Genomic DNA, 20,796 nt, shown 5'->3' on the forward strand with positions numbered 1-20,796 from the left:
GCCTTCTGCCCTCTGCCCTCTGCAACCACCGGACTTGAAAAGCCACACCGTGGAGGTGGTTTTGTGCCCCTGAAAGAACTGTTCGAGAAAGACTGGCAGGAACTGGAGTCCGAGGGTGTGCTGTTCTCCAGCCTGGAGAAGCTGGTGGCCTGGGGGCGCAGCAATTCCCTGTGGCCGGCGACCTTCGGGCTGGCGTGCTGCGCTATCGAGATGATGAGTTCCACCAACGCCCGCAACGACATGAGCCGCTTCGGGTCGGAGGTCTTCCGCGCCTCGCCGAGACAGGCCGACGTGATGATCGTGGCGGGGCGGCTGAGCAAGAAGATGGCGCCCATCATGCGCCGGGTGTACGACCAGATGCCCGATCCCAAATGGGTGATCTCGATGGGGGCCTGCGCTTCCTCGGGCGGCATGTTCAACAACTACGCCATCGTGCAGAACGTGGACTCGGTGGTGCCGGTGGACATCTTCGTGCCCGGCTGCCCGCCCCGCCCCGAGGCGCTCATCTACGCCGTCATGCAGCTGCAGAAGAAGGTGCGCGGGGAGGCCTTCGACCAGCTGGGCCATCAGCTGCCGATGGTCGATGCGTGGACGAGATGACGGGGGGCGACAAGGGGGGCAAGCTGACCGGCCGCGAGGGCATGGCGCAGTCCTCCCAGTCATCGGCACAGTCATCGGCGCCCAGGCCCGTGCCGGTGCCTGCCGGTGTGCCGGTGGTGCTCGCCCCGGCCGCCGACCCGCGCGACCTCACGCCGCTGCTGCGCGAGTTGAACCTGACCGAAGACGACGCTGCCGAGCCGACCGCCGTGGTCACTCCGGACGCACTGCTGGAGGTCGCCCGGGCCCTGAAGTCCCGCGGCTTCATGCTGATGGACTCGGTGGGCGTGGATTACCTGGCCTACCCCGCGGCGCGCCCCAAGCGCTTTGCCGTGCTGCACAACATTTACCACCCGCAGGGTGGCCAGCGCCTGTTCCTGCGCGTGTGGCTGGACGACGGCGAGACGCTGCCCAGCCTCTACCCGGTCTGGAAGGCGGCGAACTACCTGGAGCGCGAGGTCTACGACCTGCTGGGCGTGGAGTTCACCGGCCACCCCGATCTGCGCAAGGTGCTGACCCCCGATGATCTGGAGGGCCACCCGCTCCGCAAGGACTTCCCGCTGGGCGAGTCCCCGACCCTCTTCCGCGACGGCCGCTTCCTCGACCCCGCCACCTTCCGCGCCGGCCTGACCGGCCAGAACAGCGGCCTGACCGGCTACCGGGGCGAACTGCGGCGCGGCCAGGGCACGGATCGCCTGCCCCCGGTGATGCCGGAAGGGGGGCCGAAATGAGGATGCAGAAGGCCAATGGCAGATGGCAGATGGCAGAAGGCAAAAGGCGAAATGCAGTTGAGGTTTTAGCCATCTGCCATCTGCCTTCTGCCATCTGCGGCGCCGCAGGCGCCAGAGGTGCCTTATGACCATCACCGACAAGCCCACCCACGGCGCCGGCACCCAGAGCGGCACACTGCCGCCCGAGCAGATGCTGCCCCATCATCAGGAGAGCAGCGGGGCCGAGCGGCTGGGCGGCGAGACCGGCGCCATGATGCACACCGAGATCATGTCGTTGAACGTGGGGCCGCAGCACCCCTCGACCCACGGCGTCCTGCGGCTGGTCGTGGACATGGACGGCGAGTACGTGGTCAAGGTCACGCCGCACATGGGTTACCTGCACTCCGGCTTCGAGAAGACCTTCGAGCACCGCACCTACCAGCAGGGCGTGACCTACGCGCCGCGCACCGACTACCTGCACTCCTTTTCCCACGAGCTCGCCTACGTGCTCAGCGTGGAAAAGCTGCTGCAGGCACAGGTGCCCGAGCGGGCCAACGTGGTGCGCGTGATCCTGCACGAGCTGGGGCGGATGCACAGCCACCTGGTCTTCGTGGGCACCGGCCTGCTCGACCTGGGCGCCCTGACGCCGTTCTTCTACGCCTTCCGCGAGAAGGAGACGCTGGTCGATCTCTTCGAGGCGGTGTGCGGCTACCGCATGAACCAGGGCTACTTCCGGGTCGGCGGCCTGTCCCGCGACATCCCCGACGACTGGGCGCCGCGCGTGCTGAAGTTCCTCGACCAGATGGAAAAGGGCGTGGAGGAATACACCACGCTGTTCGCCACCAACCCGATCTTCCTCGACCGGGCAAAGGGTGTGGGGGTCATCCCGCCCGAGGTCGCCCTCGACCTGGGCCTGACCGGGCCGAACCTGCGCGCCTCCGGGATTCCCCTGGACAACCGCAAGGCCAATCCGTACTGCGGCTTCGAGGAGTACGACTTCAACGTCATCTCGTCCACCGACGGCGACAGCCTCGCGCGCTTCAACATGCGGCTCCTCGAATTCGGCGAGAGCATCAAGATCGTCCGCCAGGGCCTGAAGAAGCTCCGGCCGGGGCCGGTCAAGGATCCCAACCGCAAGATCTCGCTGCCGCCGCGCCAGGAGCTGGAAACCAGCATGGAGGCGGTCATCCACCACTTCAAGCTGGTCACCGAGGGCTTCCACCCGCCGCAGGGCGAGGTCTACGTACCCATCGAATCCGCACGCGGCGAGGTCGGCTACTACGTCATCTCGGACGGCGGTTCGATGCCCTATCGCGTCAAGATCCGCGCCCCCAGCTTCGTGAACCTGCAGGCGCTGGAATACGCCTGCGTGGGCGCCCAGTTCGCCGACCTGATCACCATCCTGGCGACCATCGACCCGGTGCTCGGGGATGTGGATCGGTGAGCAGGGCGACGAGCTCTGAGCTCTGGGCTTTGAGGCGAGCACGGGCGTCAGCTCCAGCAGAAGCATGTTTTGTTCAGAGCTCACAGCTCAGAGCCCAAAGCCCTCTCCAGCACAGCCATCTCAATCAAGGAGCACGGCCACTTTGACCTACTTCGCAGACAAACACCCCCTCGTGGCGGACATCTTCTCCCGCTACCCGGACTCGCCGCAGGGCCGCCGCTCTGCGCTGATGCCGCTGCTGCGGGAAGTGCAGGACGCCGAGGGCTTCGTGTCCGAGACGCGCATGGCCGAGATCGCCGCGCTGTGCGGCACGACCGCCACCGAAGTCAGAAGCGTCATGAGCTTCTATTCCACGTACCACACGGTACCGACCGGCCGCTATCACCTGCAGGTCTGCTCCACGCTGATGTGCGCGCTGGCGGGCTCGGACGAGCTGTGGGACGAACTCGTGACCCAGCTCGACGTGCAGCCCGGCGAGGTCACGCCCGACGGCCGCTTCTCCGTGCAGAAGGTCGAGTGCCTGGGCTCCTGCGGCACCGCGCCCATGATGCAGATCAACGACGACGGGTACTACGAGAATGTCGGCCCCAGCAAGTGCGCGCGGATTCTGGCGGAGCTGCGTTCCGACCGTCAGCCGCTGCCCGACAACCCCGTCCCGGTGACCGTAACCGCCGACGGGCGCCAGTCGCTCGCCAGTGGGGAAGTCGTGGGCGCCAGCGTGACTGGCCTGCATCAGCTCCCCGGAGGTCAGGCGTGACCGCCACCGCCCCGAACCCGCCCAAGCCCATCACCTCCGGCAAAGACCCGCGTTTCGCGCCCACGCTGTATGCCTATGTGGGCCAGGAGGGCAGCCACACCCTGGACTTCTACCGCCGCAACGGCGGCTACGAGGCCGTGAACCGCGCCTTCGCGCTGGGTGCCGACGCCGTGATCGACGAGGTGAAGAAGTCCGGCCTGCGCGGACGCGGCGGCGCGGGCTTCGCCACCGGCCTGAAGTGGTCGTTCATGCCGCTCAAGGACGGCAAACCCCACTACATCATCTGCAACGCCGACGAGTCCGAGCCTGGCTCCTTCAAAGACCGCTACCTGATGTCCGAAGACCCGCACCAGCTCATCGAGGGCATGCTCATCGCGGGCTACGCCATGCGGGCCAGCGTGGGCTACATCTACATCCGGGGCGAGTACGTCCAGGCCGCCGAGCGGGTCTGGGCCGCCATTCACGAGGCACGGGCGGCCGGGCTGCTCGGGAAGAACGTCCTGGGCAGCGGCTTCGATTTCGAGCTGCACGTCCACCGGGGCGCCGGGGCGTACATCTGCGGCGAGGAAACCGCGTTGATGAACTCCCTGGAGGGGCTGCGGGCCAATCCGCGCCTGAAGCCCCCGTTCCCCGCCGCCGCCGGCCTGTACGGGCTGCCGACGACCATCAACAACGTCGAGACCTTCTGCGCGGCCACCCAGATCCTGCGCTACGGCGCCGAGTGGCACGGCAGCATGGGCACCGAGAAGAGCAAGGGCATGAAGCTGTTCCAGATCTCCGGGCCGGTCGCGCGCCCCGGCGTGTACGAACTGCCGCTGGGCACGACCTTCCGCGAGCTGATCTACGACTGGGCCGGCGGCCCGCTGGAGGAGATGAAGGCCATCATTCCCGGCGGATCGAGCTGCCCGATGCTGCCCTACACGGACACGATCCTGGACACGCCGATGGATTACGAGGCGATCGCCGCCGCCGGTTCGATGCTGGGCACGGGCGGCGTCACCCTGATCCCGAAGGCTGACTGCATCGTGAACGCGACCTGGAATCTGGTGCGCTTCTACGGGCACGAGAGCTGCGGCAAGTGCACGCCCTGCCGCGAGGGCATCAGTTCGTGGATGACCCGCATGTACGAGAAGCTGGTGCGCGGCCACGGGCAACCCGGCGACGTGCAGCTCATCCTCGACATGTCCGAGAACATCGGCGGCCGCTCCTTCTGCGCGCTGGCCGACGCCTGCCTGGGGCCGGTGGAAAGTTCCATCAAGCTGTTTCCCGAGGAATACGAGGCGCTGGCGACGACGCAGAAGGCGCTGTACCCGGCCCGGCGGCGCTGGAGGGACGCGTGACAGGCAGCTCTGAGCTCTGGGCTCTGGGCTGTGAGCAACTGCGCCGCCGCATCTCTTCGTACCCCTGTCTTTCCTCAGAGCTCAGAGCTCAGAGCTCACAGCCCACTGTTGGAGGCCATTCGTGAAAGTCCACGTAGACGGAATCGAAATCGACCTCCCCGCCGGCACCAGCGCCATCGACGCTGTCTTCGCCGCCGGCCAGGACGTGCCGTACTTCTGCGCCAACTCCTACCTGTCCCCGGTCGGGGCCTGCCGGATGTGCCTGGTGGAATCAGGCTCCCCGCGCAAGGAAAAAGACGGAACGTTCACGCTGGATGAGGCGACCGGACAGCCCAAGATCTTCTGGTTCCCCAAGCCCATGGCGTCCTGCACCATGCAGGCCACCGAGGGCATGCACATCCGCACGGCCAAATCCTCGGAAGTGGTCGCTAAGGCGCAGGCGGGCATGATGGAGTTCACGCTGCTGAACCATCCGCTCGACTGCCCGACCTGCGATAAGGGCGGCGCCTGCGAGCTGCAGGATCGGGCCTTCGAATACGGCTACGGCGCCAGCCGCTTTGGCTTCGACCGCCGCCACGCCGACAAGCATTACCCGCTCTCGGACTTCGTGATCCTCGATCAGGAGCGCTGTATCCACTGCAAGCGCTGCGTGCGTTACTTCGAGGAAGTGCCGGGCCAGGAGGTGCTGGATTTCATCGAGCGCGGCGGCCACACCTTCATCGACACCCAGGAGGGCGGGCTGCCCACCGGCTTTTCCGGGAACATCACCGACATCTGCCCGGTGGGGGCGCTGCTGGACAACGTGGCGCGCTTCCGGGGCCGCAACTGGGAGTACGACCACACGCCCACCACCTGTACGCTGTGCCCGGTCGGCTGCTCCATCACCGTGGATGCCCGCAACGGCCGCCTGGAGCGCATCGTGGCCCGTGAGAACCGGGAAGTGAATGAGGCCTGGATCTGCGACGCCGGGCGCTTCGGGCACGGCTTCGCCTCCGCGGAGCGCCTGACCACGCCGCTGATCCGGAATGAGGACGGGAAGCTCGTCGAGGCCACCTGGGACGAGGCGATCACCGCCATCAACCAGGGCATGGTCGGCCGCGACATGGGCGAGCTGGGCCTTTACCTGAACGCCGATTCCACGCTGGAAGAGGGCATTGCGCTGGAGTCGCTGGCGGAGCTGACCGGCACGCGGCACGTGGATCACTGGCCGCGCTACGAGGTGAATATCTCCGCCCCCGCCGCGACCCTGACCGACGTGGCGACCGCCGACGCCGTGGTCGTGATCGGCGCCGATCTGGGCGAGGAAGCCCCGATTCTGGAACTGCGGATCCTGGAGATGCTGCGCGGCGGCCTGCTGCCCCCGGAGTTCGCGCACGGCACGGCCATTGCCGACCTGCGGCTGATCGAGCGGCCCGTCCGCAAGCCTGAAAAGCTGGCGGTCATCGGCGGCGAGTCGAGACTGTGGGCGCACGCGGGCACGAAGGTTCCGGCCAACGGCGCCAACGCCCTGTCCCGCCTGAACAGCCCCGACACCGACGAACTGCGCGGGGTCATGAAGCTGCTGGAGGCGGCCGAGAAGCCCGTGATCGTGCTGGGGGCCGACGCCCTGAACGGTGCCTCCGGGTCATTTGCCTCCATGCTCAGCGCCCTGGCGGCCCGCACCGGCGCGAAGGTCATGGCGATTCCGGCGGCGGCGAACAGCAAAGGCCTCGCGGCGCTGAATCTGGTGCCCCGCTCCGGCGGGGTGAACTACGCGAATCTGGCGCAGGCGCCCGCCGCCTTCATCAGCCGGCTCGATCCGGGGGTGCGGGCCAAAGGCCTGACGGTCGTCCACGACACGCACCTGACCGAGACCGCCCGGCTGGCCGATGTGGTGCTGCCAGCGGTCACGAACTACGAGAAGCGCGGCACCGTGCAGAACCTCGAGGGGCGATTGCTGGGGCTGACCCAGGCGGCGATCAGCGCGGGCGAGGCCTCCGACCTGATCCGCACCCTGGCGGCGCTGGCCGAGGCGCTGGGCGTGCGCGCGAAGGTGCGCGGCCTGAAGAGTGCCCAGACCCTCGCCGCTGAACGCCTGGGCATCAAGCTCGACTCCGTGCCCGAGCGCGGCGTGATCCACACCTTCACGCGCCTCTACACGGCCCCCACCGGCAGGGCGCACACGCCCCAGCTCTGGACGGAACGGATGCTGGTGCGCGCGGCGGATGGGGTCAGTACCGCCCACATCGCTGGCCTGTCACAGACCCTGCCGGTCTTTCCCGCCGCGCAACCGGGAGGGGATGACTGATGCCCGACTGGCTGATCGCTCTGCTGATTACCCTGCTCAAGGCCGTGCTGGTCACGCTGGCGCTGCTGACCACCTTCGCGTACATGACGCTGGTCGAGCGCCGGTTGCTGGGACGCATGCAGCTGCGTCCGGGGCCGAACCGCGTGGGGCCGATGGGGCTGCTGCAACCCGCCGCCGACGCTATCAAGTCCATCTTCAAGGAAGACCTGAACGTCACGCTGGCCGACCGGCTGGTGTACACGCTGGCGCCCATCGTGGCGATCGGCATGGCGCTGACCGCCTTCGGGGGCATCCCGGCGGGGCCGGCAGGCAGCCTGTTCGGGGCCGACCCCTGGGTCTACAACCTCGACGCGGGCATCCTGGCGCTGCTGGCCCTGACCTCCATGGGTGTGTACGGCATCTTCCTGGGCGGCTGGGCCTCGGGCTCCAAGTACCCGATCCTGGGCGGCCTGAGAAGCAGCGCGCAGATGATCTCCTACGAACTGGGCATGGGCCTGAGTATCCTTGGCCTGCTGATGCTGGTGGGCACCACGTCCTTCCAGGGCATCGTGGGCTGGCAGGCGGGCAACGGCTGGCTGATCCTCTTCCAGTCGCTGGGCTTCGCCCTGTTCCTGATCTCGTCCTTCGCCGAGACGAACCGCACGCCGTTTGACCTTCCAGAAGCCGAGCAGGAGATCGTGGCGGGCTACCTCACCGAGTACTCCGCGATCAAATGGGCGCTGTTCCAGATGGCCGAGTACGTCAACATGATCACCGCCTCGGCCATCATGAGCACGCTGTTCTTCGGCGGCTGGAAGGGGCCGCAGTTCCTGAACGGCCTGATCCCCGGCATCAGTGACTGGCCGATCGTGTGGCTGGTCGCCAAGATCGCCTTCTTCCTGTTCCTGTTCATCTGGGTGCGCGCCACGCTGCCCCGGCTGCGCTACGACCAGCTCATGCGCTTCGGCTGGAAGCTGCTGCTGCCGCTCGCCCTGGCGAACACCATGCTCACCGCCGCCTTCCTGGCCTTCCGCGGACAGGGCGGCCTGTGGTTCCTGGCGATCCTCAGTCTGGCGGGTCTGGTCGCGCTGCTGATCATGAGCGACCGCGTGCGCGTCCTCTGGAACACCCCGACCATCCGCCGCGAGGACGACTCCATGCGGCCCGCCCTGCCCCGGCCGACGGGAGGGGACTGATGAGGGGCGCAGATGGCCGATGGCAGATGGCAGATGGCCAGAAACCAGCGCCCTCGTTGCTCATCCCTCATCCCTCACTCCTCGTTCCTCACCCCCTTCTAGGAGGCTCATATGGGCGTGCTTGAAATCGCCAAGGGCATGGGCCTGACGCTGGGCAAACTGTTCCAGAAACCGATCACGGTCAGCTATCCCGAGCAGCGGGCTACCCTGCAGCCGCGCTTCCGGGGGCGGCACATCCTCACGCGGCATCCCGGCACCAATCTTGAGAAGTGCATCGGCTGTTCGCTGTGTGCCGCCGCGTGCCCGGCCTACGCCATCTATGTGGAGGCGGCCGAGAACGATCCCCTGAGCCCCACCAGCCCCGGCGAGCGCTACGCCAAGGTCTACGAGATCAACATGCTGCGCTGCATCTTCTGCGGCATGTGCGAGGAGGCCTGCCCGACCGGCGCGGTGGTGATGGGCAACGAGTTCGAGATGGCCGACTACCGCTACGGCGACTTCGTGTACGCCAAGGAGGACATGCTGGTCGGCGTCGAGGGCAGCCTGCCCCAGCGCCGCGAGGCCGCCCGCACCGGCAAGCCCGTGCGCCTGGGCTTTCAGGTCGAGGGCGGCGTCCGGGCGGAACTGGAAGGGGTGGAGTACAAGTGAAGGCAGATGGCAGATGGCAAACGGCAGATGGCAAACAGCACAGCACCACTGACCCCTCTTTTTCACAGCTCACAGCTCACAGCTCACAGCCCGTCACCCCAGGTGCCCGCCCATGATGCTCGCCTTCATCCTCCTGGGCGCCCTGGCGCTGGTCGGCGGGGTCATCACCATCGCGGCCCGGAACGCGGTGCACGCCTCGCTGGGGCTGGTGGGCACGCTGCTGTGCGTGGCGGGACTGTTCGCCACCATGAGCGCGTCGTTCCTGGCCGCGGTGCAAGTGATCGTGTACGCCGGGGCGATCATGGTGCTCTTTCTCTTCGTGATCATGCTGCTCAACGCCAATTCGCCCATCACGGGCGCCGACCCGGTGCCCTACGTGCGCGAGCTGGCCGGGATCGGCGGCACCGTGTTGGCGGGGGCGTTCGTCGTGCTGGCCTTTACCTTCAAAGACCCGCGCCCGCTGGCCGAGGGCGTGCAGGGCGTGCGGGACGGCACCGCCATGGTCATGGGGGAGACCCTGCTGACCCGTTTCCTGCTGCCCTTCGAGGCGGTGAGCATCCTGCTGCTGGTCGCCATCGTGGGGGCGGTGGCGCTGGTGCAGCGCCCGGCCGCCGAACCCGACGGCGTGCCCGATACCGAGGAGATCCTGATGCCGCCCACCCCCGCCCCCGTGTCACGGACGGCTGAGCGGGAGGTGCGTGCCTGATGGTGCCCACCTCCAGTTATCTGGCCCTCTCGGGGATTCTGTTCGCGCTGGGCATGATCGGCGTGCTGACCCGCCGCACCGCGATCATGATCTTCTTGTCCGTGGAACTGATGCTGAACGCCGCGAACCTGGCCCTGGTGGCCTTCGCGCGGGCCTGGGGCGACCCCACCGGGCAGACGGCCGTGTTTATCGTGATGACCCTGGCCGCCGCCGAGGTGGCGATCGGCCTGGCGATCATCGTCGCCATCTTCCGCAAACGCGAGACCACCAACGTGGACGACCTCGCGGGCATGAAAGGCTGAGTGCTCAGAGTGCCCCTTTACCTTCTTCCCCTGTTTCCGCTGCTGGGCTTCGCCCTGCTGATCTGCTTCCCCCGCCTCTTTCCCGGTAAAACCGGCGGCTGGCTCGGCTCCGGGATGGTGCTGCTCAGCTTTCTGGTGGGCGTCAGCCGCTTCTTTGGCCTGACCGACACCGTGCAGACCGAGACCCTCTGGACGTGGCTGCCGAACATGGCGCTGGGCGAGGGTGGTCAGGTCGTCAACCTCTCAGCCGGCTTCGCCTGGGATCAGCTCTCCGCGCTGATGACCCTGATCATCACCGGGGTCGGCTTCCTGATCCACGTGTATTCCATCTCGTACATGGGCCATGACCCGAAGTTCACGCGCTTCTTCGCCTTCCTGAACTTCTTCGTGGCGATGATGCTGATCCTCGTGCTGGCTGACTCCTACCCGCTGATGTTCGTGGGCTGGGAGGGCGTGGGCACGGCGTCGTTCCTGCTCATCGGCTTCTGGTTCGCCGGGCGCGGCGAGGCGAAGGACGCGGCGGGTTTCGCCGCCACCAACGCCGAGGGCATCAGCAACTCGAACGCCGCCCGCAAGGCCTTCATCATGAACCGCATCGGCGACCTGGGCTTCATGCTGGGGATGTTCCTGCTGTTCAAGGCGTTCGGCACGCTGAACATCCAGCAGCTCGCCGAGCGGGTCGAGACGGTGCAGTTCAGCCAGCCGACGCTGGAACTCGCCTGCCTGTTCCTGCTCGTCGGCGCGGTCGGCAAGTCGGGCCAGCTCCCGCTGACGACCTGGCTGCCGGACGCGATGGCCGGCCCCACGCCGGTCTCCGCCCTGATCCACGCGGCCACGATGGTCACGGCGGGCGTCTACCTCGTGGCCCGCTCCCACTTCCTGTACGACCTCGCGCCCACCGCCTCGCTGTGGGTCGCCTGGGTCGGCGGGCTGACCGCGCTGTACGGGGCGCTGTGTGCCCTGAACCAGCACGACATCAAGAAGATCCTGGCGTACTCCACGGTCTCGCAGCTGGGCTACATGTTCCTGGCGGTGGGCCTGCACGCCTACACGGCGGGCGTGTTCCACCTGCTCACCCACGCGTTCTTCAAGGCGCTGCTGTTCCTCTCGGCGGGCGCCGTGATCCACGCGCTGCACGAGGAGCAGGACGTGCGGCAGATGGGCGGGCTGCGGAAATACATGCCGTTCACGCATATCGTCTCGGCGGTCGGCGTGCTCGCCATCTGCGGCATTCCGATCTGGAGCGGCTTTTTCAGTAAGGACGCGATCCTGGCCGCCGCCTACGAGGCCAACCCGCTGCTGTACGTGATCGGCTTGGGGGTGGCACTGCTGACCGCCTTCTACATGGGCCGCTGGTACTTCCTGGTGTGGCGCGGCACGTACCGGGGCCACGCCCACCCGCACGAGGCCGATCCGCTGATCACCGCGCCGCTGGGCGTGCTGGCGGCGCTCGCCACGCTGGGCGGTTTCCTGAACGTGCCCACCTTCCTGGGCGGGGGCCACGCCTTCGACGACTTCCTGAGCCGCGCGGTGCCGCTGGAAGTCCACGAGATTCCCGTGTCCACCGAGATCCTGCTGACGTTCCTGGCGGTCGCGGCGGGCGTGGGCGGGCTGGTCTGGGCGTATCTGGAACACCGGCGCAGCACCCTCTTCGACGGCCCGCTCGGGCAGGCGAGCACCTCGGCCCTGTACCTCGACAACGCCTACGACGGCCTGATCGGCAACCCGAGCAAGGCCCTGGCTGGCGCCTTCGACATCGCCGACCGCAGCACCGACGGACTGGTCAACGGGATTGCCAGCAACGCGGCGGCGCCGGGCGGGCTGTTCACCCTCTGGCAGAGCGGCTTCGTGCGGGCCTACGCCGTCTCCATGCTGCTCGGCACGGCGGCGATCATCGGCTACTGGGCGCTCAAGACCATCGGAAGTGCCTCGTGAGCGGCCGTCCACTCCACTGCGCCGCCGCCGGGAAGGCGCCGCCGTCGGCTCCATTCCGTAGACGGCCGCTTCTCTCCTTCTCCTTCCAGTCGGGTGTCACGACCCCAGTCGGGGCCGCGACACCGGAGCGCCTATGACCCGCGAATTCATCAGCCTGCTGCCCACCTTCATGATCTTCCTGCCCATGCTGGGCTCGCTGCTGCTGCTGGTCACGCCCAAGCGCTGGCGCGACGAGGTGGCGGGCTTCCTCGCGGTGCTGACATTGGGCATCGGCTTCATGATCTGGCGGGCGGGCGGCTCGGGCCTGCTGAGCGTGAACTGGGTGCCGGCGCTGGGCATCACGTACTCCACCGAACTCTCCGGCGTCAGCCTCGCGCTGGCGATGGTGACGGCCTTCATGTCGTTCATCGCGGTGCTGTACGCGGCGCGGCGCATTCCCAACCCCGGCACCATGCTGGCGCTGATCCTGGCGATGGAAACCGGGTTGCTGGGCATCTTCGCGGCCCGCGACCTCGTGCTGTTCTACGTGTTCTTCGAGGACGCCCTGCTGCCCTCGTTGCTGATGCTCGCCATCTACGGCAAGGCGGGGCGCATGCAGGCGCTGGTCAAGTTCGCGGCCTACACACTGTTCGGCTCCCTGCTGATGCTGGTCTCGATCATCGGGATCAAGTACCTGGGCGGCTCGCCCACCTTCGCGCTGGCCGACCTGCGCGCCAACGTCGTGCCCGCCGGGCCCACCCAGACCTGGCTGTACGTGGCCTTCCTGGCCGCCATGGCGGTGAAGCTGCCGCTGTGGCCGCTGCACGCCTGGCTGCCCGATTTCCACGAGCAGAACCACGATTCCGGCATTCCCGACGTGATGGGCACGCTGTACAAGGTCGGCGGCTACGGCATCTTCATCTTCGGCATCACGCTGTTCCCCGACGCCTCGCTGGAACTGCGCCCGGTGCTCATGGGGCTGGCGGCCTTCACGGCGCTGTACGCTGCCTGGATCGCCTTCCACCAGACCGACTGGAAGAGGTTGCTAGCCTACGCGGGCCTCTCGCACATGGGTTTCGTCGCGCTGGGCGTCTTTTCCCTGAACGAGACGGCCGTGATCGGCGCGATGTACCTGCTGGCCTTCCAGAACCTGTATACCGGCGCGCTGTTCCTGGCGGTCGGCATGCTGCAGGAGCGCATCGGCTCGGTGCATACGCGGGTGGGCGGCGCCATGACCCAGGCGGGCGCGCTGGGCGGCCTGACGCTGGCCCTCTGGCTGGCCTCCATCGCCGTGCCCGGCATGGCCGGTTTCATCGGAGAGTTCTCGATCCTGCTGGGCGCCTATCAGGTCTTTCCCTGGCTGGCCTTCATCGCCGGCCTGACCACCATAGCGGCCGCGGCCTACGCCCTGACCGCCTTCCAGCACTCCTTCTGGCAGGCCCGGCCGCCCGGCGGCGTGGTGGTGCGCGACCTTGTGCACACCGAATGGCTGATCCTGGGACTGCCGCTGGCCGTGGCGATCCTCTTCGGCGTGTACTCCGCCCCTGCCCTGAACCTCATGCAACCTGCCGTCAAAGCCGTGCTCGCCGCACTGGGGAGCAACTGAGATGCCCACACCTGAGATGCTGAGCGTTCCCACGGGAACCAACCTCTATTCCTTCGGCGCCCTCTTTCCCATCCTGGCGGTGCTGCTCGGGGCGCTGAGCAGCACCCTGCTGGGCTTCTGGGTCAGCCGCCGCACCCTCACCTACATGAACCTGGGCTGGCTGGTGATCTCGGCCGCCTGGATGATGGGGCTGTGGAACCAGGGCCGCCAGGCGTTTACCCACACCATCCGGCTGCCCGACGGCCAGAGCCTGATCACCGCCTCGCTGCAGGCCGATAACCCCGCGCTGCTGCTGGGGCTGGTGATCATCGTGGGCAGCGTCATGACCCTGCTGGTGTCGCTGGACACCGCCTGGCGCGCCCGGATTTCGTTCCCCGAGTTCGACGCCATGCTCATGTACGCCATCACGGGCGGCCTGCTGATGGCCTTCTCCGGCGACCTGATCGTCATGCTGATCGGCCTGGAGATCATGAGCCTGTCGGGCTACGTGCTCGCCACCCTGCAGGACTCGCGCCGCGCCGAGGAGGCCGGTCTGAAGTACTTCCTGCTGGGCGCGGTGGGCTCGGCCATCCTGATCTACGGCATCGCCTTCGTGTACGGCGCCACCGGTTCGCTGAACTACGCCGAGATCTCGCTGCGGGTGGCCTCGGTTGATGGGCTGCAACCCCAGAACGTGGGCATCCTGGTCGGCGGGGCGCTGCTGGTGCTGGCGGGCTTCGCATTCAAGATCGCGCTGGTGCCCTTCCACCAGTGGACGCCGGACGTGTATTCCGGCGCCCCCACCTCCGTCAGCCTGTTCCTGAGCACGGTCGTGAAGGTCGCGGTCTTCGCGGGGATGCTGCGGGTCTTCTCGGGCGCCCTGGCCGACGCGCCGGGCTGGGCCAGCACCCTGCAGATCCTGACCGCCGCCACCCTCATCATCGGCAACACGGCGGCGCTGCTGCAGGCCAACTTCAAGCGCATGCTGGCCTACTCGGCGGTGGCCCACACCGGCTTCCTGGCGATGGCCCTGCTGGGCACCCCGGCCACCGGCGGCGCCGCCCTGACCTACTACCTGCTGGTCTACACGCTGATGACGGCCGCCGCGCTGGCCATCGTGGCCGCCCTGCAGCGCACGGAGGCCGGCATGGAGGTCAGCGACCTGCGCGGCCTGTATTACCGCCACCCCGGCTACGCGGTCGCGCTGGCGATCTGCCTGGCCTCGCTGGCGGGGCTGCCGCCGTTTGCGGGCTTCTTCGGCAAGTATCTGGCCTTCCAGGCGGCCTTCCAGAACGGCTACGTGTGGCTCAGCGTGCTGGCGGCCGTCACGAGCGTGGCCGCGCTGATCTACTACCTGCGGCCCGGCATGCTGATGTTCATGCCGGACCGCACGCCGGCGCGCGAATACGCGAACGGCCAGCGGCCCCCGACCACCCTGGCCGTGGGTCTGGGCGTGGCGGGCGTGACCCTGCTGGGGATCCTGCCCAACCTGTGGTACGGCTGGTTGGGCAACCCCGCCATCTGGCAACTGCTCGCCGGGCGGTAGGGGAGAGCCCAGGTACAGACCAACAGACCATAGAGCAGGCCGCCCGGTGGGTGGGGCGGCCTGCTCCTGCTGGCCCCGATGGGCGCTGCCCTGAACTTTTGCTCCCGATCCCGACACTCACCGGGTAGATGACGATATTCATAGGCATGGACGCGCCGCCCGGTTCCCTCACTCTGCGGGACACGGCGCCCCCCGGGGACGACCTCGCCCACCTGCGGCGGGTGCAGGCCGGCGATCAGGGCGCGCTGCGGGCCCTCTACGACGCGCATCACGCTGGGCTCTACCGCTTCCTGCGCGCCTCCCTGGGCCGTGAGGATGCCGAGGAAGTCCTGCAGGACGTCTTCGTGACGGCCTGGCAGCGGGCGGGCACCTTCCGGGGGGCCTCGACCGTGAGCACCTGGCTCTACGGCATCGCGCGCAACCACGCCCGCAACCGCTCACGGCAGGTCAAGGTCACCTGGGAACTGCAGGAGTCCGACGCCCTGCACAGCCCCGAGCAGCTCGACTTCCTGGCGGCCCTGCAGGCAGTCAGGAGACTGCCGACGAAAGAACGCGAGGTCGTCGAACTCGTCTCGCTGGGTGAGCTGAGCCTGCAGGAGGCCGCGCAGGTGCTGGGCGTGCCGCTGGGCACCGTGAAAAGCCGCCAGCACGCTGCACGAGCGAAGCTGCGCGCCGAGCTGGGAGGCACCCCATGAACCGGGATCCGCTGGACGTGTTGAAGACGGGCGACGGTGGGGGCGAGGTCTGGGCCGCCATCGAGCGCCGCATCGCTGAACCCACCCTGCCCCCCCTCCCGCTGGCCTCGCGGGTCTGCGTCGCCCTGGGCCTGGACGGCACCCCGGTCGAGGCCGCCCTGCGCGCTCCCCCAGCGGCCGCCCTGCTGGGTCTGGGCGCCGCCCTGACAGTGCTGGCGGGGGGGCTGATCGGTGGCCCGGCCTCGCAGCCGCTGCTGCTCCTGGGGCCGCTGCTGGCCGGACTGGCGGGCGGGGTGGCGGTGTACTCCTCGCTCGACCCGGCCTATGAACTCACGCGCGCCTCGGGGAACGCTTCCCTGCTGGTGCTGGCCCGGCAACTGCTGCTGTGGCTGCTCCTGGGCGGGCCGCTGCTGCTGGCCCTGCCCTGGCTGCCCCCCGGCTTCCTGGCCGCCTGGCTGCTGCCCTGCCTGCTGACCCACTCGCTGGCGCTGGCGGTCGGCCTTCCCTTCGGGGCGTACGCCGGCCTGGGCGCCGCCGCGCTGACCTGGGTCTGGCTGCTGCTGGACTTCGCCTACCAGCACGGTGAACGCGCCACGCCGCCCCCGCCCTTCCCGGACAGCGCCGCGCAGGCCCTCCTGATCCTGCTGTGCCTGCTCGCCACCCTCGTCCTCGCCGGGCGCCATGCCAGGAGGCCCGCATGATCTCGCTGACGAACGTCACCCACCGCTATGGCCGGCACGTCGCCCTCCGGAATCTGACGCTCGACCTGCCGGCGGGGGTCTCGGGCCTGCTGGGCCCCAACGGGGCGGGCAAGACCACCCTGCTGCGCGCCCTGGCGACCCTGCACCAGCCCCAGGACGGCGAGATCCGCATCCTGGGCCTGAATCCCGCACGGGCCCCCGAGCGCCTGGCCCTGCGGCGCGTGCTGGGCTACCTGCCGCAGGACTTCACGCCCTACCCCACCTTCACGGCCTTCGAGTTCGTGGAGTACATCGCCATCCTCAAGGGCATGAAGCGCCCCGCCGAGCGCCGCACCCGCGTCCTGGAGGTGCTCGCCGGGGTCGGGCTGGAAGGGGTCGCCCACCGGCGGGCGGGGGGCTTCTCGGGCGGCATGCGGCGGCGGCTGGGCATCGCGCAGGCCATCGTGAACCGTCCCGAACTGCTGATCGTGGACGAGCCGACCGCCGGCCTCGACCCGGCCGAGCGGGTGCGCTTCCGGCACCTGCTCGCCAGCACCGAGGCCCGCGTGGCGGTGATCTCCACCCACATCGTCGAGGACGTCACCGCCGTCGCCCCGCAGGTGAGCGTGCTGCTGGGCGGCGAGCTGAAATACCAGGGATCGCCGCAGGGCCTCACGGACTACGCCCAGGGCCGGGTGTATGTGGGGAGTGACCTGTCGGGAACCGTCGTGCAGCTCACCGACGTCGGGCCACGGGTGCTCACGGCCGATCCCCTCCCCGGATTGATCGCCTGTGCGCCCACCGTGGAGGAAGGCTATCTGGCGCTGGCCGGGAGGGGGGCGTGATCGCGGGCTGGCGGCTGCTGGCCCGCAGCCCGGTGCCCTGGGGCCTGCTGGCCCTGCTGCTGCTGTTTTCCGTGAATGGTGGCACCACTGCCCGCACGGTCAACGACGCCGTGGAGGGCCTGAACGAGCAGCTGGCCTGGATCGGCCTGTGGGCGGCGCTGCTCGCGGCCCTGCTCGCCAGCCGGGATCGTGCCCCCGGCCTGGGGGACGTGGTGGGCAGCTCGCCGGTCAGCCGTGGGCGCTACGTGGTCGGTCAGGCCCTGGCGCTGCTGCCGCTCATCGGGGTCGCCGTGGTCGTCGCGGGCGTGGCGGTGTGGTGGCCCCACAAACCGGAGCTGACGACCTTTCTGCCCCCCCGCCTGCTGCTCTCCCTGCTGCCCAGCCTGGCGGGGGCGGTGGTGCTCGCGTGGCTGGGGCTGGCCGTCGGGCACGCGCTGAAGGGGCCGCTGGTGTTCGTCGCCCCGGTGCTGCTGGCCCTGCTGATCTCGGCCTGGAGCCGCGCCCTGCCGCACACCCTGGGCTTTGCCCCGGAGGCGCGCTGCTCGGAACTGGTGGGCTGCCCCCCGCTGCCCTACGCCCTGCACGCCGGGTATCTGCTGGGGGTGGCCGTGTTGCTGCTGCTGCTGGCCGTTCGCGCCTCGCGGTGGTTGCCGCTGCATTCTCCTGCGAACCACACCCGGCTGTCCTGGGGAGTGGGCCTGGGGGTGGGCGTACTGGTCGCCCTCTCGATCACCCCACTGGCTCAGGCCGCGCAGCGCTATCCCCGCTGGGACTGGACGACCACGCCGCCGTGGCCGGCGGTGAGCTACGAGCGCCCGGATCTGCCGGTTGCACGGGTGCCGTCCGCTGCGTACGCCTGCACGTCCGGCGCCCCCCGCGTGTGTCTGCCCCACCCGTCGGCGGAGCTGGGCCAGCGACTGCAGGGGGCGCTCCGGACGCTGCACCAACTGCAGCCAAGCCTGACCCTCCCGGCCGTCACCACGTATCCGGATCTGAACTTCGCCTCCCCCGGTTCCCGCCTGCTGGGCGGCACGCTGTACCTCAGCGAGCGAAAGCTGCGGGACGCCGTGCCCTCCCGGGTCACCGAGCAGATCACACTGGGCGGCAAGACGACCAAGAGGATCACGGTGCTCCCCGACGATCTGATGTTCCTGCAGGGCGTGGCGCTCCACGTCCTGCGGGGGACGCCGGTCTCTGGCCCACAGCCCCGGCGCTCGGCGGACGGCACGGTCACGCTGCGTGAGGACACGCCGGACGCGGCCGGCATCGTCCAGAAGTACGTGGCCTGGCTGTCCCTCCGGGGCGATCCCCGCTGGAATGTGGTGGGCCCCATGCTGACCGACCAGCAGAGCCGGATCTTCTGGAACAGCCCGGGTCTGAGCGCCCTCTGGCAGCGCGGCGAGCAGATCGGCCACGACAAGCTCGCCCGGGCGCTGCTCGGCGCCGTCCAGAGCGGCAGGCTGCGTGGGCCGGCGAAGCAGGCGCGCACCTTCGCTCAGGAGGTGAAGTGATGACCGCGCTGCCCACCCCCCTGCGTCTGGCCTGGCTGGAGTGGCGGGCGGTGGGCTGGCTCGGCACACTCGCCCTGCTGGTGGGCGCAGCGCTGGCGACGGTGGGACTGCAGCATGTCCCCCCGTCCTACGCCGGCTTCACCCTGGGCGTCGTGGTCGCGGCGGCACTGGCCCTGGCGCTGGCGCTGCTGCCCTCGCCGGGCACTGACTCCGCCTGGGAGATCACGGCCGGGTCGGCTGAGCCCGAGGGACGGCGGCAACTCCGTCAGCTGGCCTGTCTCGTGGTGCTGGCCCTGCTCGCTCTCGCCGTCCTGACCCCGGTCTATGCCCCGGGGCGCCCCATCCCCCAGGTCTGGACGTGGTTTGCCCCGCGCGCTGCCTGGTTCGCCGCGCCGGCCCTGCTGGTGCTGTGGCGCACCGGGAATCCAGCCCTGGCGGGCGGCGCGGTGGCGGGCATATTCGTGGTCAAGTACTGCCCGATCCCCTTCGAGTGGAACATGACGGTGTTCTTCGAGCCGCGCCTGACCCTGCATGCCCTGGGGGCCGGGATGGTGCTGCTGGCCTTCGGGGTGCCCTGGACGTGGCTGCGGGTGTCCTGGGCGCTGCGCCTGGGCACGGGCCTGCTGGCGGCGGCGCTGGTGTTCGCCCCGGCGGTGCCGGCCCTGACCCCGCAGCGTATTCAGGCCGTGACTCCAGCGGGCCTGACCTCCGGGTACACCGTGCTCCAGGCGCCCTGGGCCAGCCTGCACGAGCCCCAGATGTCGGCCGTGCTGAAGCTGGCCGAGTCGTCCGGGCAGGCGCTGCGGGTGCTCACGGCCTTCCCGGAGCAGGGCGAGCCCGACGGCACGGCGCTGGCCCGCCAGCTGGGAGTCAAGCGCTTCCCGGTGCTGCTCAGGGTCGAGGATGGACGGGTCTCTTCAGTCGACTGGACGTTCTGACGCGGCGCCGCAGGCCCGTCAGGAAGGCCGCCCGGTGGATGGGGCGGCCTGCTCTGTGGTCTGTCCATGACCCTCTCGCTGCCCGCCGGGGCGTCAGCGGGGCGTTTCCAGCGATTCGCGCAGCCAGGTCTGGAATTCCGGCAGGGCGCGGTCGAACTGCAGGGCGATGATCTCCGGCACCTCGTAGGGGTGCAGCGACTTGATGCGCGCCTCCAGTTCGGGGTATCTCTCGCCGCTGGTCTTGATCAGCAGCATGGTTTCGGGGTCTTCGGCCACGTCGCCCTGCCAGCGGTACACGCTCTGGAGGCCGGGGAGGATGTTCACGCAGCCCGCGAGGTGCTCGCTGACCAGGGTACGCGCCAGATCATGCGCCCGTTCGGGGGGGATGGTGACCATCACGACCAATGACATGCCGCAGGATACGCCCCGCCGACCGGCTCCGGGACAAGCGTCCGGTGGGGGGGGACTGCCGCCTGCCTCCAGCGCCGCGCTTATCAAGGCTTACGTCAGCCCGGCGGGCCGGGCTCCGGGTGTTAGGCTGCGCTCATGCGGACGGTCGTCCTGATTGTGGTGCTGGTGTTGCTCGCGCTCTTTGCGCTGCTGAACACCAACGCGCTGATGTTCCCCCACACCCTGAGCCTGGGCTTCGTGACCTACCGGGGCGTGCCGATGGGCCTGATCCTGCTGATCCTGGGCACCCTGCTGGCGCTGATCTTCTATTTCTGGGCGGGCCTCTCGGGCCTGCGCGCCCAGGCCGACTCCGCCCGGCTGCTGCGCGACATGGAGGGCCTGCGGGTGAGCCTGGACAGCAAGGAGGGCAGCCGCTTCGCCCAGCTGCAGACCCATATCGACGAGCGCCTGAACGCCTTGCCCAGCTCGGCGCCTTCGGCCGACCTGGGCAGCCTGAGCGCCCGCATCGACGCCCTGCAGCGCGACGTGAACCTGCAACTGGCCCAGCTCGACGATTACCTGAAGAGCAAGCTGGGCTGAGTCGGCCGGGTTGGGGAGGCCGGGCCGAGTCGCTTGGGCTGGGCCCGCCCTCAGCCCACCCCCGGGCCGCGGATTTGGACGCGGTGCAATTCGCCTGGGCCCTCCCACGCTTAGAATGCGGCGATA

General features: G+C 68.9%; 20 protein-coding genes. 19 read left to right on the top strand and 1 reads right to left on the bottom strand.

Annotated features, from left to right (window positions below):
- Positions 1-63: 63 nt before the first annotated feature.
- The 18 genes from CVO96_RS11550 to CVO96_RS11635 all read left to right on the top strand — a co-directional run bounded on the left by CVO96_RS11550 (position 64) and on the right by CVO96_RS11635 (position 19,680).
- Complete coding sequence (locus CVO96_RS11550; protein WP_103312359.1) at positions 64-600, top strand: NuoB/complex I 20 kDa subunit family protein; 537 nt, start codon at positions 64-66, stop codon at positions 598-600.
- The gene (locus CVO96_RS11555; RefSeq protein ID WP_341476178.1) at positions 588-1,328 is read left to right on the top strand and encodes an NADH-quinone oxidoreductase subunit C; all 741 of its coding nucleotides are present in this window, start codon (positions 588-590) and stop codon (positions 1,326-1,328) included. The genes CVO96_RS11550 and CVO96_RS11555 overlap by 13 nt, the downstream gene beginning before the upstream one ends.
- Positions 1,329-1,518: 190 nt before the next feature.
- Complete coding sequence (nuoD, locus tag CVO96_RS11560) at positions 1,519-2,751, top strand: NADH dehydrogenase (quinone) subunit D (protein WP_103313446.1); 1,233 nt, start codon at positions 1,519-1,521, stop codon at positions 2,749-2,751.
- 142 nt (positions 2,752-2,893) lie between these two features.
- Positions 2,894-3,508: an NADH-quinone oxidoreductase subunit NuoE gene (gene nuoE, locus CVO96_RS11565; RefSeq protein ID WP_103312360.1), complete on the top strand. Its 615-nt coding sequence runs from the start codon at positions 2,894-2,896 to the stop codon at positions 3,506-3,508.
- Complete coding sequence (gene nuoF / locus CVO96_RS11570) at positions 3,505-4,848, top strand: NADH-quinone oxidoreductase subunit NuoF (RefSeq protein ID WP_103312361.1); 1,344 nt, start codon at positions 3,505-3,507, stop codon at positions 4,846-4,848. The genes nuoE and nuoF overlap by 4 nt, the downstream gene beginning before the upstream one ends.
- A 121-nt stretch (positions 4,849-4,969) precedes the next feature.
- Positions 4,970-7,135, top strand: a complete 2,166-nt coding sequence (nuoG, locus tag CVO96_RS11575) for an NADH-quinone oxidoreductase subunit NuoG (protein ID WP_103312362.1) — start codon at positions 4,970-4,972, stop codon at positions 7,133-7,135.
- On the top strand, positions 7,135-8,310 hold the full coding sequence (gene nuoH / locus CVO96_RS11580; RefSeq protein WP_103312363.1) for an NADH-quinone oxidoreductase subunit NuoH: 1,176 nt from the start codon (positions 7,135-7,137) through the stop codon (positions 8,308-8,310). Before nuoG ends, nuoH begins: the two co-directional genes overlap by 1 nt.
- Before the next feature lie 111 nt (positions 8,311-8,421).
- Positions 8,422-8,958 (top strand): NADH-quinone oxidoreductase subunit NuoI, encoded by a 537-nt coding sequence (gene nuoI, locus CVO96_RS11585; RefSeq protein ID WP_103312364.1) that lies wholly within the window; start codon positions 8,422-8,424, stop codon positions 8,956-8,958.
- A 112-nt stretch (positions 8,959-9,070) separates the two neighbouring features.
- Positions 9,071-9,664, top strand: coding sequence for an NADH-quinone oxidoreductase subunit J (locus CVO96_RS11590; protein WP_103312365.1), 594 nt, complete (start codon positions 9,071-9,073; stop codon positions 9,662-9,664).
- Positions 9,664-9,966, top strand: a complete 303-nt coding sequence (gene nuoK / locus CVO96_RS11595; RefSeq protein ID WP_103312366.1) for an NADH-quinone oxidoreductase subunit NuoK — start codon at positions 9,664-9,666, stop codon at positions 9,964-9,966. The genes CVO96_RS11590 and nuoK overlap by 1 nt, the downstream gene beginning before the upstream one ends.
- A gap of 9 nt (positions 9,967-9,975) precedes the next feature.
- Positions 9,976-11,901 (top strand): NADH-quinone oxidoreductase subunit L, encoded by a 1,926-nt coding sequence (gene nuoL / locus CVO96_RS11600; RefSeq protein WP_103313447.1) that lies wholly within the window; start codon positions 9,976-9,978, stop codon positions 11,899-11,901.
- 133 nt (positions 11,902-12,034) lie between these two features.
- Positions 12,035-13,486 carry an NADH-quinone oxidoreductase subunit M gene (locus tag CVO96_RS11605; protein WP_423739362.1) on the top strand — a complete coding sequence of 484 codons (1,452 nt, stop codon included), beginning with the start codon at positions 12,035-12,037 and terminating at the stop codon, positions 13,484-13,486.
- 1 nt (position 13,487) lies between these two features.
- The gene (locus CVO96_RS11610; protein WP_243398316.1) at positions 13,488-15,011 is read left to right on the top strand and encodes an NADH-quinone oxidoreductase subunit N; all 1,524 of its coding nucleotides are present in this window, start codon (positions 13,488-13,490) and stop codon (positions 15,009-15,011) included.
- A gap of 128 nt (positions 15,012-15,139) precedes the next feature.
- Positions 15,140-15,706 carry an RNA polymerase sigma factor gene (locus tag CVO96_RS11615; RefSeq protein ID WP_103312368.1) on the top strand — a complete coding sequence of 189 codons (567 nt, stop codon included), beginning with the start codon at positions 15,140-15,142 and terminating at the stop codon, positions 15,704-15,706.
- A complete protein-coding gene (locus tag CVO96_RS11620; RefSeq protein ID WP_103312369.1) occupies positions 15,703-16,407 on the top strand; it encodes a hypothetical protein in 705 nt (234 codons plus the stop codon). The genes CVO96_RS11615 and CVO96_RS11620 overlap by 4 nt, the downstream gene beginning before the upstream one ends.
- Entirely contained in the window at positions 16,404-17,231 is an 828-nt protein-coding gene (locus tag CVO96_RS11625) for an ABC transporter ATP-binding protein (RefSeq protein WP_103312370.1), read from the top strand. Before CVO96_RS11620 ends, CVO96_RS11625 begins: the two co-directional genes overlap by 4 nt.
- Positions 17,228-18,742: a hypothetical protein gene (locus CVO96_RS11630; protein WP_103312371.1), complete on the top strand. Its 1,515-nt coding sequence runs from the start codon at positions 17,228-17,230 to the stop codon at positions 18,740-18,742. Before CVO96_RS11625 ends, CVO96_RS11630 begins: the two co-directional genes overlap by 4 nt.
- Positions 18,742-19,680: a hypothetical protein gene (locus tag CVO96_RS11635; protein WP_103312372.1), complete on the top strand. Its 939-nt coding sequence runs from the start codon at positions 18,742-18,744 to the stop codon at positions 19,678-19,680. Before CVO96_RS11630 ends, CVO96_RS11635 begins: the two co-directional genes overlap by 1 nt.
- Positions 19,681-19,773: 93 nt before the next feature.
- Here the strand turns inward: CVO96_RS11635 and cutA are convergent, their stop codons facing one another.
- Positions 19,774-20,091, bottom strand: coding sequence for a divalent-cation tolerance protein CutA (gene cutA, locus CVO96_RS11640; protein ID WP_103312373.1), 318 nt, complete (start codon positions 20,089-20,091; stop codon positions 19,774-19,776).
- A 135-nt stretch (positions 20,092-20,226) separates the two neighbouring features.
- On the opposite strand from cutA, the gene CVO96_RS11645 reads away from it, so the two are divergent.
- Positions 20,227-20,670, top strand: coding sequence for a hypothetical protein (locus tag CVO96_RS11645; protein WP_103312374.1), 444 nt, complete (start codon positions 20,227-20,229; stop codon positions 20,668-20,670).
- Positions 20,671-20,796: the final 126 nt, after the last annotated feature.

The sequence above is a fragment of the Deinococcus koreensis genome (genome assembly GCF_002901445.1).
Classification (GTDB): domain Bacteria; phylum Deinococcota; class Deinococci; order Deinococcales; family Deinococcaceae; genus Deinococcus; species Deinococcus koreensis.